The 17,086-nt window shown below is 38.9% G+C and carries 16 protein-coding genes; 11 read left to right on the forward strand and 5 right to left on the reverse strand.

Annotated elements, in window-relative coordinates; all coding sequences use genetic code 11:
• The first annotated feature begins 57 nt into the window (after window positions 1-57).
• A complete protein-coding gene (locus tag ACF3OH_RS04985) occupies window positions 58-1,446 on the forward strand; it encodes an aldehyde dehydrogenase (protein ID WP_204588898.1) in 1,389 nt (462 codons plus the stop codon).
• A gap of 28 nt (window positions 1,447-1,474) precedes the next feature.
• Here the strand turns inward: ACF3OH_RS04985 and ACF3OH_RS04990 are convergent, their stop codons facing one another.
• The gene (locus ACF3OH_RS04990) at window positions 1,475-3,067 is read right to left on the reverse strand and encodes a PAS domain S-box protein (protein WP_392456070.1); all 1,593 of its coding nucleotides are present in this window, start codon (window positions 3,065-3,067) and stop codon (window positions 1,475-1,477) included.
• A 112-nt stretch (window positions 3,068-3,179) separates the two neighbouring features.
• On the opposite strand from ACF3OH_RS04990, the gene ACF3OH_RS04995 reads away from it, so the two are divergent.
• The 5 genes from ACF3OH_RS04995 to ACF3OH_RS05015 all read left to right on the forward strand — a co-directional run bounded on the left by ACF3OH_RS04995 (window position 3,180) and on the right by ACF3OH_RS05015 (window position 11,425).
• The gene (locus tag ACF3OH_RS04995) at window positions 3,180-4,205 is read left to right on the forward strand and encodes a M42 family metallopeptidase (protein ID WP_392456071.1); all 1,026 of its coding nucleotides are present in this window, start codon (window positions 3,180-3,182) and stop codon (window positions 4,203-4,205) included.
• A 60-nt stretch (window positions 4,206-4,265) separates the two neighbouring features.
• Window positions 4,266-5,834 (forward strand): peptide chain release factor 3, encoded by a 1,569-nt coding sequence (locus tag ACF3OH_RS05000; RefSeq protein WP_204588901.1) that lies wholly within the window; start codon window positions 4,266-4,268, stop codon window positions 5,832-5,834.
• Between the two features lie 119 nt (window positions 5,835-5,953).
• On the forward strand, window positions 5,954-9,016 hold the full coding sequence (locus tag ACF3OH_RS05005; protein ID WP_392456073.1) for an efflux RND transporter permease subunit: 3,063 nt from the start codon (window positions 5,954-5,956) through the stop codon (window positions 9,014-9,016).
• 223 nt (window positions 9,017-9,239) lie between these two features.
• Complete coding sequence (locus ACF3OH_RS05010; protein ID WP_392456074.1) at window positions 9,240-10,001, forward strand: TerC family protein; 762 nt, start codon at window positions 9,240-9,242, stop codon at window positions 9,999-10,001.
• A 71-nt stretch (window positions 10,002-10,072) separates the two neighbouring features.
• Window positions 10,073-11,425: a TrkH family potassium uptake protein gene (locus tag ACF3OH_RS05015; protein ID WP_204588904.1), complete on the forward strand. Its 1,353-nt coding sequence runs from the start codon at window positions 10,073-10,075 to the stop codon at window positions 11,423-11,425.
• Window positions 11,426-11,444: 19 nt separating this feature from the next.
• On the opposite strand, the gene ACF3OH_RS05020 is transcribed toward ACF3OH_RS05015, so the two are convergent.
• The gene (locus ACF3OH_RS05020; RefSeq protein WP_392456075.1) at window positions 11,445-13,157 is read right to left on the reverse strand and encodes a B12-binding domain-containing radical SAM protein; all 1,713 of its coding nucleotides are present in this window, start codon (window positions 13,155-13,157) and stop codon (window positions 11,445-11,447) included.
• A 97-nt stretch (window positions 13,158-13,254) separates the two neighbouring features.
• Between ACF3OH_RS05020 and ACF3OH_RS05025 the strand changes: the two genes are divergently transcribed.
• Window positions 13,255-13,458, forward strand: a complete 204-nt coding sequence (locus ACF3OH_RS05025) for an ATP-binding protein (RefSeq protein WP_204588906.1) — start codon at window positions 13,255-13,257, stop codon at window positions 13,456-13,458.
• A gap of 67 nt (window positions 13,459-13,525) precedes the next feature.
• Window positions 13,526-13,975, forward strand: coding sequence for a MarR family winged helix-turn-helix transcriptional regulator (locus tag ACF3OH_RS05030; RefSeq protein WP_392456076.1), 450 nt, complete (start codon window positions 13,526-13,528; stop codon window positions 13,973-13,975).
• Between the two features lie 40 nt (window positions 13,976-14,015).
• Here the strand turns inward: ACF3OH_RS05030 and ACF3OH_RS05035 are convergent, their stop codons facing one another.
• The 3 genes from ACF3OH_RS05035 to ACF3OH_RS05045 form a co-directional block, all read right to left on the reverse strand.
• A complete protein-coding gene (locus ACF3OH_RS05035) occupies window positions 14,016-14,642 on the reverse strand; it encodes a hypothetical protein (RefSeq protein WP_392456078.1) in 627 nt (208 codons plus the stop codon).
• A gap of 47 nt (window positions 14,643-14,689) precedes the next feature.
• Complete coding sequence (locus ACF3OH_RS05040; protein ID WP_239584741.1) at window positions 14,690-15,298, reverse strand: type II CAAX prenyl endopeptidase Rce1 family protein; 609 nt, start codon at window positions 15,296-15,298, stop codon at window positions 14,690-14,692.
• A 63-nt stretch (window positions 15,299-15,361) separates the two neighbouring features.
• On the reverse strand, window positions 15,362-15,553 hold the full coding sequence (locus ACF3OH_RS05045; protein ID WP_204588909.1) for a DUF2187 family protein: 192 nt from the start codon (window positions 15,551-15,553) through the stop codon (window positions 15,362-15,364).
• Window positions 15,554-15,643: 90 nt separating this feature from the next.
• Between ACF3OH_RS05045 and ACF3OH_RS05050 the strand changes: the two genes are divergently transcribed.
• The 3 genes from ACF3OH_RS05050 (at window position 15,644) to ACF3OH_RS05060 (ending at window position 17,053) form a co-directional block, all read left to right on the forward strand.
• Window positions 15,644-15,820, forward strand: a complete 177-nt coding sequence (locus ACF3OH_RS05050; RefSeq protein ID WP_392456080.1) for an abortive phage infection protein — start codon at window positions 15,644-15,646, stop codon at window positions 15,818-15,820.
• Between the two features lie 56 nt (window positions 15,821-15,876).
• Window positions 15,877-16,041: an aspartyl-phosphate phosphatase Spo0E family protein gene (locus ACF3OH_RS05055; RefSeq protein ID WP_204588911.1), complete on the forward strand. Its 165-nt coding sequence runs from the start codon at window positions 15,877-15,879 to the stop codon at window positions 16,039-16,041.
• A 145-nt stretch (window positions 16,042-16,186) separates the two neighbouring features.
• A complete protein-coding gene (locus ACF3OH_RS05060) occupies window positions 16,187-17,053 on the forward strand; it encodes an NAD(P)-dependent oxidoreductase (protein ID WP_392456082.1) in 867 nt (288 codons plus the stop codon).
• The last annotated feature ends 33 nt before the right edge of the window (window positions 17,054-17,086 follow it).

Genomic DNA, 17,086 nt, shown 5'->3' on the forward strand with positions numbered 1-17,086 from the left:
TGTATGCAATGAAAATTACTCGTATACTAAAAATAAGACCAAGACGGGAGGAATACGATGAATTTCACAGAACAACAAGTGAGCCAGTGGATCAAAGAACAGCAATTCAAAGTATACAAAGGTGAGACGAAACCAGTAGAATTTCGATTAGAACAGCTTGATTTATTAAAAAGTGCTATTAAGAAATTTGAATCTTCCATAGTAGAAGCGCTCTATAAAGATTTACGAAAGGGAGAGTTTGAGGCATACATAACAGAAATCGGTATTATATATGAATCTATTTCGTATATGAAGAAAAACTTAGCAGAATGGGTAAAGCCTCAAGCGGTTAAAACACCAACAGTGTTACAGCCTGCGAAAAGTTATACCGTACGTGAACCATATGGAAGTTGCTTAATCATCGCCCCGTTTAACTATCCGTTCCAACTTGTCATGGAGCCTTTGATTGGTGCTATTGTTGGTGGGAACACTGCGATTGTGAAGCCTTCCGAAGCCACTCCTCATGTTGCAGAAGTGGTTAAACTATTAATAGAAGACACGTTTTCACCGGATTATATTCGTGTAGTTGAAGGTGAAAAAGAGGAAACTTCCGTTTTGATTCATGCTCCCTTTGATTTAATCTTTTTCACGGGAAGTGTGCAAGTAGGAAAAGTGGTTATGAAAGCAGCAGCTGAGAGATTGACGCCTGTAGTTCTTGAGCTAGGTGGAAAATCACCTGCAATTGTAGACCATACTGCTAATCTTGATGTTGCAGCTAAGCGCATAGTGTGGGGTAAGTTCATGAATTCAGGTCAGACCTGTGTGGCACCGGATTATCTGGTCATTCATGAGAATGTGAAAGAGGCGTTCATTCAAAAAGTGAAAGAGACGATTGCCACTTTCTATGGAGACAATGTACAAACTAGTCAAGACTTCAGTCGGATCGTCAATACAAAACAGTTTGATCGTTTAGAAGCATTACTAGAAAAATCTCGTGAAGATTTGATTCATGGAGGAGCTACAGATCGAGAAGATCTTTATATCGAGCCTTCATTGTTTGAAGTGGACAGTTTTGAACACGCGTTGATGGAAGATGAGTTGTTTGGTCCATTACTGCCAATTTTGACGTATTCAGATTTAAGCAGAGCCATCTACGACATTCGCAAACTACCTAAACCTCTTGCTGCTTACTTCTTTAGTGAGCATGAGCGGGCTCAAGATTATTTTGTCGAAGCATTCCCGTTTGGTGGAGGCTGTATCAACGATACGATTTCCCATGTAGGGAGCGTCAGTCTTCCATTTGGAGGAGTAGGCACATCTGGAATGGGTGCGTATCACGGAAAAGCAAGCTTTGATCAATTTACACATCAAAAGTCTATTTTCAAAAAGAGCACGAAACTTCCTATGAATTTGTTGTATCCACCATACAGATCGAAAGTTAAATTAGTGCGCTCAGTTTTGAAATAACAAAAAGCTAGTCCGAAATTCATTCGGACTAGCTTTCTTCATTTTCAGGAGGGGATACTTTTTTGAAGTGTAGGAAGAAGGTCGTTCCTTTTCCTAATACAGAATCCACTTCAATTTTCCCGTTTACATCTGCCATGATCTTTTCACTGATTAACATGCCAAGGCCCGTTCCTTCCGCCTTAGTCGTATAAAACGGATTGTAGAGATTTTCTAAAACTTCCTCCGTCATTCCTGTGCCCGTATCTCGAATCACGACGATATAATCTTCATGATTCTTTGAATAGCTATAAATATGAATCTCACCAGAACTTTCAATAGATTCAATAGCATTTTTAATAATATTTATAAATACTTGTTTAACATGGGATTCATCTCCCCGTAACCACATGTGATGCGCGTTCCACTTATGGTGGAGTTTGATTGATGAAGAATCTAAGTTTGGTCCAAATAAACTTACTACATCGTTTAATACAGATCTTAAAAAGAATCGTTCATTTAACGAAGGAGAGGGTTTAGAGAGTTGTAAAAATTCACTCACGATGTATTCAATCCGCTTGATTTCACTTTCAATCAATTTCGTATAGCGGTAACTGGGTGAATTTTTATCTGAATTCATCATTTGAATGAAGCCAGATATAACTGTCATCGGGTTCCGAATTTCATGGGCAACACCCGCCGCAATTTCACCAGCTAATTGCAGTTTTTCTGTTTGCAATTTCAATTTTTCAGTCTCTTTTTTAAAACTAATGTCTCTGGAAATTACAGACATTGCAATGATTTTGCCACGTTTATCATGAATTGGAGACAGTGTGAGCAGGACGTCAATCATTTTGCCATCTTTTCTCATATCTGTTGCTTCAAAATGAAAGACATTTCCTTGACGAATCTTTTCAGTCCGTTCTCTAGCGGCAGCCTCAGATTCTTGTGACACAAAAAAGATTTCGCGACCGAGAAGTTCTTCTCTTGAGTAGCCATACAATTCTTCGAAAGCAGGGTTCAAGTCGATTAAACGGTTTGAAAGGTCGAACACGGCAATGCCGTCTTTTGCAGTATCAAAAAATAATCGTAAATAGCCATCTTGACTCAATAGCTGATTTTTCATCAAACTGTTTTGAGAATTGATAGACTGAAGAATCTTTCTCTCGACCCACATATAGAGGATCGTTGTACTCAACAACATGAAGAAAAAGAACAATACCAGTTCAACATCATGCCGTGACAGTTGATTGGAGAAATTGCTTGAGAGCTGAGTAAAGATAAAAAATAGTTCTACATATGTAACCGCGATAACAAGGAAAATGACAGGGAAGACTTGAAAAAATGTCGCGATGAATATCGGATACGCTAGAAAAATCACATAAGAATATGTCATTTCAGTTGTATACTCGAGCATGATGTAACAATTCAGCGTCACAATAAACAAATACGGGGCCCAGTTGGGTAATTTCTTTAATCGAATCAGTGCGACTAAAAAACAAACGTAAATAATAGAATAAATATAAAAATAAATGGAATGTATTTGAGAATGAAAAAGTGCAAATATAGTATGAATGATAACAAATATACAAATTAGACTCGCAAAATAGCGAATGCGAAGCTGTAGTTGACGCTGTTTATCCATAGTAGCCTCCTTTCAGAGTAGTAGAATGGTGCTACAAGAAGTGTAGCAGGAATTATATCGGTTGACTATACGTTCTGGTATGATTGGAGAAGCAACGAATGGAGGGTACGTCATGAAAAAAGTATATGTATTACTTGAAGAATTAGTTACAATTCCAAGTCCAACGGGTTATACAAATAAAATCATGGGATGGGTTACTACCTATTTGAAGGGATTAGACTATGAAATTGAACATACAAATAAAGGATCCTTATTAATCAAACTTCCTGGAGAAAATACAACACAGGCGCGTCTACTTACGGCTCATGTAGATACTTTAGGGGCGATGGTGAAAGAAGTGAAGTCTGATGGACGTTTGAAACTCACTAAGGTGGGTGGCTTTATATGGAACTCTGTTGAAAACGAAACATGTACCATTCATACTCGGGACGGTAAAGAATATTCTGGAACGATTTTAATGCATCAATCATCCGTTCATGTTTATACAAAATCGGGTCAAACCGAACGTTCGGATGACACTATAGAAGTGCGTCTGGATGAAGTCGTGACTTCTCGTCAAGATACTGAAAATCTTGGAATAGCTGTAGGCGATTTCGTCAGTTTTGCACCACGCTTCACGAAGACAGCCTCTGGATTCATTAAATCACGTCATCTAGACGATAAAGTGAGTGTTGCATTACTCCTCACATTAGCTGAAACGTTACAAGGCAAAAAGCTACCGGTCGATACCTATTTTTATATATCTACAAATGAGGAAATCGGCTACGGCGGTAACTCGTCAATCCCTGCTAAAGTACAGGAATATCTTGCTGTAGACATGGGGGCACTTGGAGATGGTCAATCTTCAGATGAGTATACGGTCTCGATCTGTGCAAAAGACGGCTCTGGTCCCTATCATTACGAATTCACTTCTCACCTCATTAATTTGGCAAAAGAAAACGACATACCTTATAAAGTAGATATCTATCCTTATTATGCTTCTGATGCCTCTGCTGCTGTGTCTGCAGGTGTGGACGTGAAGCATGCATTGTGTGGTGCAGGTATTGAATCTTCACATGCGTATGAACGAACTCATGAAAAATCTATCACAGCAACGTATCAACTCCTAGAAAAGTATTGTCTCTCACCATTAGTGTAACTTGCTATATACGGCAAAAATACGTATGATTAGATAGGCAAAAATGAAGGAGAATATACAATGAATACAAAAGAAGAAATACAAAGAAGACGGACATTTGCCATCATCTCTCACCCGGATGCTGGAAAAACGACGATGACTGAAAAACTACTTTATTTTGGTGGAGCGATTCGTGACGCGGGTACAGTCAAAGGAAAGAAGACTGGAAAGTTTGCGACATCCGACTGGATGGAAATTGAAAAGCAACGTGGGATTTCTGTTACTTCATCCGTGATGCAGTTCGATTACCGCTCGAACCGAATTAACATACTGGATACACCGGGTCACCAAGATTTCTCGGAAGATACTTACCGCACGTTGATGGCTGTCGATAGCGCAGTGATGATTGTCGACGCCGCAAAAGGAATCGAGGCACAGACACTAAAACTATTTAAAGTGTGTCGTATGCGTGGAATTCCAATCTTTACATTTATCAATAAGCTCGATCGACAGGGAAAAGAACCATTAGAGTTAATGGAGGAAATCGAAGAAGTCCTAGAAATTGATTCATATGCAATGAATTGGCCAATCGGGATGGGGAAAGAATTCTTAGGAATTTACGACCGCTACAACAATCGAATTGAACAGTTCAGAACGGATGAACAAGACCGCTTTTTAGAAGTAGATCAAGAGGGAGAGCTCGTAAATGCTCATCCAATGAAAGAAACTTCTTATTATAAGCAAGCAATGGAAGATATTCAGCTTTTAGCTGAGGCCGGAAATGACTTCGATGAAGAGCGCGTGAGAAGAGGAGAACTTACACCGGTATTCTTCGGAAGTGCTTTAACAAACTTTGGTGTTCAGACATTTTTAGAGACCTATCTAGATTTTGCACCAAAACCACAAGCGCGTTTAACAAATGATGGAGAAGTTGTTGAGCCAGACTCAACTGATTTTGCTGGTTTTGTGTTTAAAATTCAAGCCAATATGAATCCTGCACACCGTGACCGGATTGCGTTCGTACGAATCGTATCTGGAGAATTCACGCGTGGCATGAACGTGACATTAGCTCGAACTGGAAAATCTTTTAAAGTTTCATCGTCTACTCAGTTTTTGGCAGATGACCGTGAAACGGTGGATTCAGCAGTTGCTGGAGACATCATCGGTTTGTATGATGTGGGGAACTACCAGATTGGGGACACCGTAGTCGGTGGGAAGAAAGCTTTTGAATTTGAGAAGCTTCCACAGTTCACACCTGAGCTCTTTATGAAAGTCACAGCTAAAAACGTAATGAAATCTAAACACTTCCATAAAGGGATTCTTCAGTTAGTACAAGAAGGGGCTATCCAGTACTACAAAACGTTGCATACGGAAGATGTAATTCTTGGAGCGGTAGGCCAACTACAGTTCGAGGTATTTGAGCATCGCATGAAGAATGAATACAATGTTGAAGTGCGGATGGAACCAATTGGTTCAAAAGTAGCCCGGTGGATTGAAAATGAAGAAGAAGTAAAAGAGTCAATGACAGGTCCGCGGAGTATGTTAGTGCGCGATCGTTTTGACCGTTACGTATTCTTGTTTGAAAATGATTTTGCTATGCGCTGGTTCCAAGATAAATACGAACATTTAAAGTTATACAACTTATTATAAGAAATGCGAACAACTTTTGACGAAGTTGTTCGTTTTTTTTCTCTTTCAAGTACTCCAATTTGTAATCTTCCCGTAATAAATCTATGATTAAAGTAATGCACTTGGAAGGAGTCCGTTTTATGAACCTTAGTAAATTTTCAATTCGAAGACCAGTCTTTACATTGGTCACGATGCTGGTCATTCTCATACTGGGAGGTGTGTCTTTAACACGCATACCCGTCACGTTAATCCCAAACCTTAATCCACCAATCGGTGTAGTCGTTACAAATTATTCAGGTGCTTCACCTATTGAGGTGAATGAAAAATTAACAAGACCGCTTGAATCCCAATTCAGTACGCTTCCAGGTATTGAAACGGTAAGTAGCACCTCACAAGAAGGTGCAAACTTTATCCTGCTTCAGTTTGACTGGTCTACAAATATTGACGATGTGCAACTCGATATATTACAACGGATTGATTTGGTCCCTTTACCTGAAGGTGCACAGCAACCACGTTTTTTAAAGTTTGATCCAGCACAATTTCCTGTCATTCAACTTGCCATCAATTCGACAGGAGAAGAAAATATTGCAGACCTTGCAGATGAAATCGAACAGCAACTTTTACGAACGGAAGGAGTTGCAAGTGTAAGTATTTCAGGGACTGTAGTGGAAGATATCTTAATTGATACAGATCCTGCTCTATTAGAAGAACAAGGGCTGACTTTGCAAGACGTTGTACAAGCGATTCAAGTATCCAATGTCTCGTTACCAGGGGAACCCATTCAAACAGAAGATAACCAAAGTTTAACGACACGCGTTGTTTCAAGTGTGACTTCTGCTGAAGATGTGGCTGCTCTAGCGATTACTGTGAATCCACTAGATGGTGAATCAATTACAGTCGATGATGTAGCGGACGTCCGAATTGGTGAGCGAAATCAATCAACAATCACTCGAGCGAATGACGAGCCAGCGATTTTAGTATCGGTCTTCCAAGAATCCAGTGCGAATACAGCGAGTGTTTCAACGAACTTCCAAGAAAATTTAGATGATCTATTGAGTCAACCAGAGTATGAAAATGTTCAAGCCAATATACTTTTTGATCAAGGAGATTATGTAAAATTAGCGATTAATAATATCGGTCAGTCTCTCCTATTTGGTGCAGTCTTTGCGATGTTAGTATTGTTTGCCTTCTTAAGAGGTATACGGAGTCCTATCATAGTAGGTGCTGCTATTCCGTACTCTGTCGTCGTAACGTTTGTATTGATGTACTTTACCGGCTTCTCTTTGAATATCATGACACTCGGAGCACTCGCACTAGGAATTGGAATGCTTGTGGATAACTCTATTGTCGTTATTGAAAATATCGAACGCCATATGGGTCTAGGAAAAGATAGAAAAGAAGCAGCACTTGAAGGTACAAAGGAGATGGCTGGAGCGATTACAGCGTCTACTTTAACAACTATTGCAGTATTCGTACCAGTGATTTTCTTGTCTGGACTAATTGGCCAGTTGTTTACAGAGTTTGCTTTAACGATATCCTTTAGTTTATTTGCATCTTTAGTAGTCGCATTAACTATTATTCCAATGGCGGCAAGTCTTCTATTGAAAAAACCTAAAGGTAATATAGAAGCAAAAAGAAGACGCTCGCGCACATACAATAATTATGAAAAATCAATTAAATGGGCACTACGAAATCGTTTTGTGTTAGTAGGAGTTACGACAATTCTAATTGCTCTCTCTGTATTTGGCTTATTCCGTGTAGGAACAGAGTTCTTACCTGCTACAGATGAAGGATTTGTGACCGTCCAAGTAGAACTTCCGAACGGAGCTTCTGTGGATGCTACGGAAGAGGTTGTCACTGAGATAGAAGAATTATTTAAACAGCAAGAGGATGTAGAAGTCTATACTTCTTTAATCGGCAGCACGCAACAAGGTCAATCTCAAGGATCAGGCTCACAAAATGAAGCCGAGATTTATGTGAAATTAACAGAACTTGATCAGAGAGATCGCTCTGTCTTTGCTTTTGTTGATGAAGTACAACCGGTTGTAGAGGAACAAATAGGAGAGCGTGCTGAAGTAGAATTTGCACTTCAGACAGCAGCAGGATCAACACCGAACTCATTAACGTTTAGAATGACTTCGTCGGATAATCAAGCTTTAGAAGCAGCCGTAGCACAAGTAGAGTCTGACATCCGAGAGGATGAATTTGTGACGGAAGTTTCAAGTGATTTATCTGAAACTGTAGATGAAGTAGTAATTTCAATTGATCGAGACCAAGCTCTCGATTATGGATTTGTACCTGCGCAAGTTGCACAGACCGTTACAGATGCAACTCGTGGTGTATTTGCCACGCAAATTGTCACCGAGCAAGATGATGTGTTTAGTGTCTTTGCTCAGTATCCAGACAATACGTACGAGTCAGCAGGAGAACTTGCAAACTTTAATTTGCGTGCGCCATCTGGTGGATTCGTAGCACTTGATGAAATAGCAGATATTTCAACAGTGTCTTCACCTGTTTCAATTCGTCAAGTCGATCAACAACGCGCTGTAACTGTCAATTTAACGTATGCATCTAGTCAAACATTAGGCGATATGTCTGCACGTGTAGATCAAATTATTGCAGACGCAGAACTACCTGAGTCTGTCGAAGTCACGTTTGGTGGAGATCGTGAGTTGTTGGAAGATGCAGCGGCAGACATGATAATGGCGATTATTTTGGCAGTTGTTTTAGTGTACTTGGTTATGGCAGCTCAATTCGAATCGTTTAAGTATCCATTTGTCATATTATTTACTGTTCCATTAATCATTATAGGTATTGGGATAGGATTATTTGTTACATCAACACCACTTAGCATTCCGGCAGTAATTGGTGTGTTAATACTCGTCGGAATAGTCGTAAATAATGGAATTGTATTAGTAGACACGATTAACTCAAGAAAAGCGCAAGGCATTCCTTCTTATGAAGCAATTGTCTCAAGTTCTAAAGATCGTATTCGTCCAATATTGATGACCGCATTAACAACAATTCTCGGTCTTGTACCATTAGCTCTGGGTATTGGCGAAGGAACGGAGATTAACCAACCGATGGCAATAGCTGTAATCGGAGGTCTCGCATCGAGCACATTCTTTACACTTTATATCGTCCCAATCATCTATAGTTTCTTAGATACCGAGACGAGAAGAAAGTCTAACCATCCTGTATAATTTTTGTTTACAAAAAAAGTGGATATGCTATACTATTCCCATAACAAAATAGACCTTGACTCTTTGTCAAAGGGGAGTAGCTTTAGGGGAGACCCTATTTCATAGTCGTCATCTCGTGGCTTGTGCCATTGGTTATGAATGGTAGATTACATCTGCTTAGCAAGACCTTTGCCTTTTATTAGGCATAGGTCTTTTTTGTTTCAAAAAATAAGGACTGAGCGAGATGGAAATACTATTAGAATATGGATGGGTACTTCTTGTACTAATCTTGTTAGAAGGTCTTTTAGCTGCTGATAACGCAGTCGTGATGGCCGTAATGGTAAAGCATTTACCACGAGAGCAACAAAAGAAAGCTTTGTTTTATGGATTAATGGGAGCTTTTATCTTCCGATTCGCTGCATTATTCCTAATCACATTCTTAGTGAATATCTGGCAGGTGCAAGCACTTGGAGCAGCTTATTTACTTTTCATTTCCATAAAACATATATGGGATCAAAGAAGGCACAAGGAAGAATTAGCGGACACGCATAAACTTGAAACAAAAGGCTCAGGATTCTGGATGACTGTATTAAAAGTAGAACTGGCCGATATCGCTTTTGCAATCGATTCGATGCTAGCAGCTGTAGCGATTGCTGTTACACTTCCTGAAGTCGGCAATAGTGTAATTGGTGGGATCAACGGTGGCCAATTTGCTGTTATGCTCTTCGGTGGGGTAGTCGGATTAATTATTATGCGTTTTGCTGCACATAAGTTTGTTCAGCTACTTGCAAAGTTTCCTTCCCTTGAAACTGCTGCTTTCTTGATTGTCGGCTGGGTAGGAGTGAAACTATTGGTTCTTACACTGTCACATCCGGATATTCAAATTCTTGATGAGCACTTCCCACACTCGACAGAATGGAAACTTATCTTCTGGTCTGTACTAGTAGTGATTGCAGTTGGTGGTTATTTGCTTGGTGTTCGACAAAACCGAAAAGTAGAAGCGTAAAAGAAAAAAATAGGAGAATTCCTATCTTTTTTTTCATCAGTTTTCTATACTAGGAGAAAGGAGACATAAGCATGAAACAAGTACCTATTCCATCTACTAAAAGTTTTACTCCTGCACAAATCATTGTTTCCTATTACTTTATAGCGATTGCGATTTCTGTAGGACTGCTCTCTTTACCGGGAGTAAAAGAAGTAGACGCAAGTTTATCGTTTATTGACAAAGTATTTGTAGCAGTTAGCGCAGTCAGCGTGACAGGCCTTTCACCAGTAAATATTGCAGATACTTTCACTTCATTTGGTTACGTCATTATTATGATGATTCTTCAGCTTGGTGGTATTGGTATTATGTCAATCGGTACGTTTATCTGGTTGCTTGCAGGAAAAAAAATCGGATTACGTGAACGACAGTTAATTATGATTGACCATAACCAACCAACATTAGCTGGAGTCGTCAAGTTGATTCGAGAAATTGTGAAAATTCTTCTTCTCATTCAATTGGTTGGAGCTATTATTCTATCGCTTTATTTTATGCAATTTTATGACGATACACGTTTTGCCATATTAAATGGTGTGTTTTCTACTATTTCAGCAACTACAAACGGTGGATTTGATATAAATGGAGATTCACTTCAAGCCTTTCGCAGTGATTACTTTGTGCAAACTATCCATATGCTCTTGATTATTTTAGGCGCCATTGGTTTCCCTGTTTTAATCGAAGTAAAAGAGTTTTTATCAAATAAAAATAAGACGTTCCGCTTTTCTCTTTTTACTAAAATCACTACAGTTACATATGGTGCATTGTTGATAATCGGAGCCATCGGAATTTTTATCATCGAATATTTTAATACATTCCGCTATTTAAGTTGGCATGATGCAGTTTTTGGTGCACTCTTTCATTCTGTTTCTGCGCGTTCAGGTGGACTCACAACGATGAATGTGGAATTATTCAATCAAGGAACAAACTTTTTTATGTCTTTCTTAATGTTTATCGGAGCTTCTCCTAGCTCTGTGGGTGGAGGAATACGAACAACAACATTTGCGATTGCCTTATTATTTTTAATTAACTTTTCACGAGGGAAGAACCAAATTCAAATCTTTGGTCGAGAAATTCATTTAATTGATGTTTTCCGATCCTATGCAGTGATATTGCTTGCGGCAATGATGGTGATTTTTGCTACAATTCTTTTAACAATTACAGAACCAACTATTCCAATACCCGCGCTGATCTTTGAAATTACAAGTGCGTTTGGAACGTGTGGAATGTCACTCGGGGTTACCGATGAGTTATCGACCGTAGGAAAAGTGACAATCATGTTGCTAATGTTTATAGGGCGAGTCGGCATTATCTCGTTCCTTTTCACTCTAGGAGGTAAATCGAATTCAACCAAATTCCATTATCCAAAAGAGCGCGTAATTATTGGCTAATAAAAAACCAGATTCCTTTTTAGGAAACTGGTTTTTTTTCTGTTCGGGCTTCAAAATGTACATGTGGTGTATCAAAAAAGTATAGAATTGGAGCTATCCCATCATTTGTCATCATTTCTGTAACAAACGCTTTTTTGAAAAGTTCACGCTCGAATATCTGATTGGTGACGAGGTAATCATAGTTTTCCCGACTTCGTAAAACCTCATGTAACAATTCTGAACGTTGTTGCTGATTGATTGTCTCGTTCCACCAAACACTGCGAGGAATAAACTTTTGATGGGCGAGATAGTCGAATTTCATTTCAGACAAAATCGCATCGTCCCATAGATTTTCTGATAGTAGAAAGCTTTGCAACCGAGTAAACAAGTCATCGAACTGATGACCAATTCTAGACCAATTATGACCTTCCCAATATCCGCCAAATTTTTGGAAGAAATCAAATGGAGATTCAAAACTATGCGTTACAAGATACTCGATTGTTCGCTGGAACTTTTGACTATTCCAATACTTTTCTAAAATATCTTCTACTTGTTTAATTTTTATAATTTCATCAAAGGATAATACAGAATTCCCTACAATTTCGTAAGGCGCCTGATCTACATACTGATAGCCATATTTTTCAGCATCAATTCGTAATCCGGTTCCTCGCAATAATTTCAGAAACCCTAATTGTAATTCTTCTGGACGAAGTGCAAACACATCATTAAACGTTTTACGGAAAGAATTGTAGTCTTCTTCCGGCAGACCAGCGATTAAATCAAGGTGTTGATCAATTTTGCCACCATCTCGAACCATCGTTACAGTACGCGTTAACTTTTCGAAATTTTGACGACGTTTCACCAAATCATTCGTGTGATCATTTGTTGATTGCACACCGATTTCAAAACGGAATAAACCCTTAGGTGCATGATCATTCAAATATTGAATTACTTCGGGACGCATAATGTCTGCTGTAATCTCAAATTGGAACACTACACCTGGTTGATGTTCTGTAATGAGGAACTCGAACATCTCCATAGCATAGCTTCGAGAGATGTTAAAAGTCCGGTCGACAAATTTAATTACTTTAGCGCCATTTTTCATCAAGTAGCGGATATCCTCTTTGACATGCTCACGTGCAAAGTAACGAACGCCTACTTCAATGGATGATAGGCAGAATTGACATGAAAATGGACATCCACGGCTAGTCTCGATATAAGTCACACGTTTGCCTAACTCTGCAATATCGGCTGGGTCACGGTAAGGAGATGGGGAAGTACGAAGGTCCAATTTAGCAGGTAGAGCGTGCATCTTAAATCTGCCATCCACCATATAGGCAATGCCTGCAACTTCTTCAAGTTCGCGAGTACCCGACTGATACTGGAGAAATTGTTTAAATGTCTCTTCTCCTTCTCCAACTACAATGTAATCTACTTCAGGATGATTTTTTAGCCAATGATTTGTGTCATAGGAGACTTCAGGACCACCCAATATGATTGTAGTCTGCGGAGAAATCAACTTATACATAGCCACAACTTTTAGCGTTTCTTCGATATTCCAAATATAGCAACTAAATCCGAGAACATCAGGCTTGTATTGATGAATCTCACTTACAATAGCGAGTGTAGGGTCCTTGATAGTAAATTCTTTTAACTGAATCGAAAACTCATCTTCAGAATAAGCCTTAAGGTGTCGAATGGCTAAGTTTGTATGAATATATTTTGCATTTAATGTCGTTAATAATATGTTCATGGAATCTTCCTTTCATCCTTATTATTCTATCAGGCAGACCCTGTCGACAATATAGGAAAATAATACTATGCGCATTCAGAGGCAGAGATAAGTATTCATGACCCAGGGAACTGGGATAGATTTAGAGAACTTACAGCAATACTTCCATCCATTCTTCACGACTAAGAAGAGTGGTACAGGTTTGGGGCTTGCCCATGCTGCACGCGTAATGGAAGAAATGAAGGGGAGAATCGAAGTAGCCAACAACTTAGCTGGAGGCGCAAGTTTTTATTTCTATTTTCCTAGTGTAGTAAAGAACTGATTTTGACATCTTATTCCTTACCCTCTATAATTGTACTCAGCGTAAATGGAGATGGGTGGGACAAATTATGGTATCTGAAAATGAGCGTTTAGAAGCTCTCAAGTTATTTATTGTACTTTCTAGATCTCACAAAGTACTTCATGAATCTACAAATCAATTTTTTCAAGATAATGGTCTGAATCCAACAGAATTTGCAGTGTTGGAGCTGCTGTATCACAAGGGGAGACAAGCATTACAAAAAATTGGAAGTAAGATATTGTTAGCGAGTGGATCGATTACGTATGTAGTGGATAAGTTGGAGCGTAGAGGACTCATTAATCGAATTGCGAGTGAGGAAGATCGTCGTGTAACATACGCTGAAATTTCACCACAAGGAAGAGCCTTTATGGAAGAGCTATTCCCTAAACACGAGATTCAACTTGTTGAGTTGCTAAATGTTTTAACCTCTGAAGAAAAGCAAACATTAACAACATTATTGAGAAAGCTAGGACTTTCCATAAAAAATCTTTCAGAATAAAATGCACCCAACCGGTTTTAAACCGGAGGGTGCTTTTCTTTTAGTTTGATTGAAGTGTTGAGAGCATTTCGAGATAATCACCGGTCTTCATAACATCACTTACATCATAAATGATAACACGAACCATATGTGCTTCTGTCTCAAACACATAACCCGTCACCTTCCCATTTTCTACCGCTATTTCATATCCAATAGGCATATCGACATTTGGGAGCTTCGCAGGAGTAGAAATCTCCATTAAAGTGGCAGTACTATCGGAAGCTTGGACAGTTTGCTTTAGTGTGTCAACAAGTGCTGTTCGGTCAGCTTCTTCTTTCGCAAATGTTTCAATCCGCATAAACACGGAATCATTCTCATCAAAGAATAGTACATCACGATTCGGCTCTTCAGCAGTCAATGTGTACCCTTCCATTACTTCGATAGAGAATGGTTGATTATCACTACTGACTCGCTCACCAATTGTCACTTCTTCCGTACCTTCATCTTCCGTTGCTTCCTCTTCTTCAGTAGATCCTTCTTCAGAATCCGTTGAAGTTTCCTCAGAGCCAGATGTTGCTTCTTCTGTTTCTTGTTCTGTTTCAGTAGAAGATGTTTCCTCAGAAGTTCCACATGCAGCTAATAATAGAATAAGTGCGAGTGTAATGGCGAAAACCTTAATTCCCTTCATTTTCATCACTCCTTTACTTTAGTAGACGAGCCTTTTGATTAAATGTTTCATTGAATTGGTAATATGAGAAACAATAAAACGAGGGCTGTACTATGCGTTACAATTAATAAAGGCATACTTTTCTTCCATTCGTAGAGGAACCCCCAGAGTATACCTACAACTAGTCCTGCTATAGCACCATAAATAAAGCCTCCCACTACTAGTGCTCCGGCAAATAAAAAGGCTGCTGCAAGCACAGCATAAAACGTAGGAAGGTACTTCTTTAAATACTGTTGGACGAATCCTCTCCAAAAGAATTCTTCTGCTGGAGCGATAATAAAAAATAGTAAGATGAAATGCCAGATGTTCGTGGGTCCATAGCGATCTAAAAATCGATGAATCTCACTCACGGATGTGAACGGAGAAACATCTAGTAGCCAATAGCTTGCTACAAAAAACAAATAAGTAAGTGTTCCATACCCAACACCTAACAAAAGATACTCAAGCGTCTGTACTTCATCTTCAATTTTAGCGTATAGTAGTGAAACACCCATCAAAAATAGAATGGTAAACGAATAAAAGTACCAAAATGTTGAGGCATTTTGAAATGTAAAATAAAATAAGCTATAGGCTATGGCAAGAATTATGAAAACCTTATAAAATTGTAGTGATTGCAACTGTATTCTCCTTTCATAAGTATAGGAAGAAAGAAAACCGCAAAACCATAATGGTCAGGCGGTTTATTGATCTTCGGAGCCGTGAATGATTTTGTAACGTTTATGGTTTATGACTGTTTTTTCTTCCATTTCAAGTTCATCAAAGTTCTCCATGAACGTTAAGTCAACAATAACAGAATTTTCATTCACTTTTTCAACGATTCCTTGTAATCCATCTTTAAATTCTATGATGTTTCCAACTTCAGCAATTTTCAACTAAAAATCCCCCTTCTCTATACTCACAGTTTGCCTTAAACAGAAGGCTACGTAAAGGGAAAACTCTAAAAATAAGTCAAGAGGTGTAGTATGAAACGTTTTGAGCAATTAAAATCAGGAGAATTGAAGGAAGTAATCCTATCGAAAGATGAATTTTTACAACTACGTGAACAGTTAGTTCAGCGTCCAGATTTCAAACATTTTATTGGTACAGCGTATCCTGGAGGTAAAGTGAAATTTATTTGGAGTGAAATGCAGAGAACTTAATTGAAATCTGATTTCCAAATAGTGTACACTGTTAAAAAGTGGATGGGAGGTGCACAATGACAAATGGGTTAATGACACGAATGGAAAAAGTCAGACAGGACATGATTCAATGTGCATCTGAAAAAGGTCTAACTGATGAATCTACTATTCGACTAAGTGAAGAATTAGATCAACTCATTAATGAATACTATAAAGAATTTAAAAAAAATCTTGAAAAATAGGTTTAATACATACGCTCTGTGGAAATACTAGTAAAGAACACAGCAACATTCTCATTTCCCCCTTTTTAGAATCATTCAAGCAATTGAATGGTTCTCTTTTTTTGTAGTGTATACTTAAAGAAATACGTTGGTTGAAAGGGGACTTATGATGAATATAGGGTTTATTGGTACGGGTGTAATGGGAGCAAGCATTTGCAAGCATTTACTAAAGGCAGGACATACCCTACATATTTATACACGAACAAAATCAAAAGCAGATGAACTTATCGAGTTAGGCGCGGCCTGGTATGCAACGCCCGTAGAAGTTGCAAACCAATCCGAAATTGTATTTACAATGGTTGGGTATCCAAAAGATGTCCAACAAGTTTACAAAGAAAAAAATGGATTATTTGAATCTGCTAAAGCTACTACCTTTATAGATCTGACAACGTCTACACCTCAACTTGCTGAAGAGTTGGCAAAAGTCGGCGAAGAAAAAGGATTTACAGTAATAGATGCACCTGTTTCAGGCGGAGATATTGGAGCGCGTGATGGTGTGCTCTCCATTATGATTGGTGGAGATGAAAAGACGGTGATGGATCTATTGCCAGTCTTCGAGTTATTTGGCAAGAATATTGTGTATCATGGGGAGCCCGGCGCAGGACAACATACAAAGATGTGTAACCAAATCGCCATTGCTTCTACTATGATTGCGGTTTGTGAGTCCCTTTCATACGGAAAGAAGGCAGGCCTTAACCTTTCTAAAGTACTTGAATCGATTACGCAAGGAGCAGCAGGTTCTTGGTCATTAACAAACTTAGGTCCAAAAATGATAGCTGAAGATTATGCACCAGGATTTTACATCAAACATTTTGTCAAAGATATGGGCATCGCTTTAGATGAAGCCTCTCGTATGAATATAGATCTGCCTGGACTTGCGCGCGCTAAGTCTATTTATGACGAGCTGATTGAGCAAGGGTTCGAAGAGGAAGGCACTCAAGCAATTATTCGATACTACAAAACACAGTGGTAAAAAAAACAGTCCCTTCTCTTTGATTAACTCTAA

The sequence above is a fragment of the Chryseomicrobium aureum genome (assembly GCF_043182735.1).
GTDB classification, from domain to species: Bacteria; Bacillota; Bacilli; order Bacillales_A; family Planococcaceae; genus Chryseomicrobium; species Chryseomicrobium aureum.

Excerpts from the sequence above, each read along its gene's own strand:
- ACF3OH_RS05005 (WP_392456073.1), top strand. The coding sequence starts at position 5,954 with ATGAACCTTAGTAAATTTTCAATTCGAAGACCAGTCTTTACATTGGTC.
- ACF3OH_RS05025 (WP_204588906.1), top strand. The coding sequence starts at position 13,255 with ATGACCCAGGGAACTGGGATAGATTTAGAGAACTTACAGCAATACTTC.
- ACF3OH_RS05055 (WP_204588911.1), top strand. The coding sequence starts at position 15,877 with ATGACAAATGGGTTAATGACACGAATGGAAAAAGTCAGACAGGACATG.
- ACF3OH_RS04990 (WP_392456070.1), bottom strand. The coding sequence starts at position 3,067 with ATGGATAAACAGCGTCAACTACAGCTTCGCATTCGCTATTTTGCGAGT.
- ACF3OH_RS05030 (WP_392456076.1), top strand. The coding sequence starts at position 13,526 with ATGGTATCTGAAAATGAGCGTTTAGAAGCTCTCAAGTTATTTATTGTA.
- ACF3OH_RS05050 (WP_392456080.1), top strand. The coding sequence starts at position 15,644 with ATGAAACGTTTTGAGCAATTAAAATCAGGAGAATTGAAGGAAGTAATC.
- ACF3OH_RS05010 (WP_392456074.1), top strand. The coding sequence starts at position 9,240 with ATGGAAATACTATTAGAATATGGATGGGTACTTCTTGTACTAATCTTG.
- ACF3OH_RS04995 (WP_392456071.1), top strand. The coding sequence starts at position 3,180 with ATGAAAAAAGTATATGTATTACTTGAAGAATTAGTTACAATTCCAAGT.
- ACF3OH_RS05015 (WP_204588904.1), top strand. The coding sequence starts at position 10,073 with ATGAAACAAGTACCTATTCCATCTACTAAAAGTTTTACTCCTGCACAA.
- ACF3OH_RS05000 (WP_204588901.1), top strand. The coding sequence starts at position 4,266 with ATGAATACAAAAGAAGAAATACAAAGAAGACGGACATTTGCCATCATC.
- ACF3OH_RS05020 (WP_392456075.1), bottom strand. The coding sequence starts at position 13,157 with ATGAACATATTATTAACGACATTAAATGCAAAATATATTCATACAAAC.
- ACF3OH_RS05060 (WP_392456082.1), top strand. The coding sequence starts at position 16,187 with ATGATGAATATAGGGTTTATTGGTACGGGTGTAATGGGAGCAAGCATT.
- ACF3OH_RS05035 (WP_392456078.1), bottom strand. The coding sequence starts at position 14,642 with ATGAAGGGAATTAAGGTTTTCGCCATTACACTCGCACTTATTCTATTA.
- ACF3OH_RS04985 (WP_204588898.1), top strand. The coding sequence starts at position 58 with ATGAATTTCACAGAACAACAAGTGAGCCAGTGGATCAAAGAACAGCAA.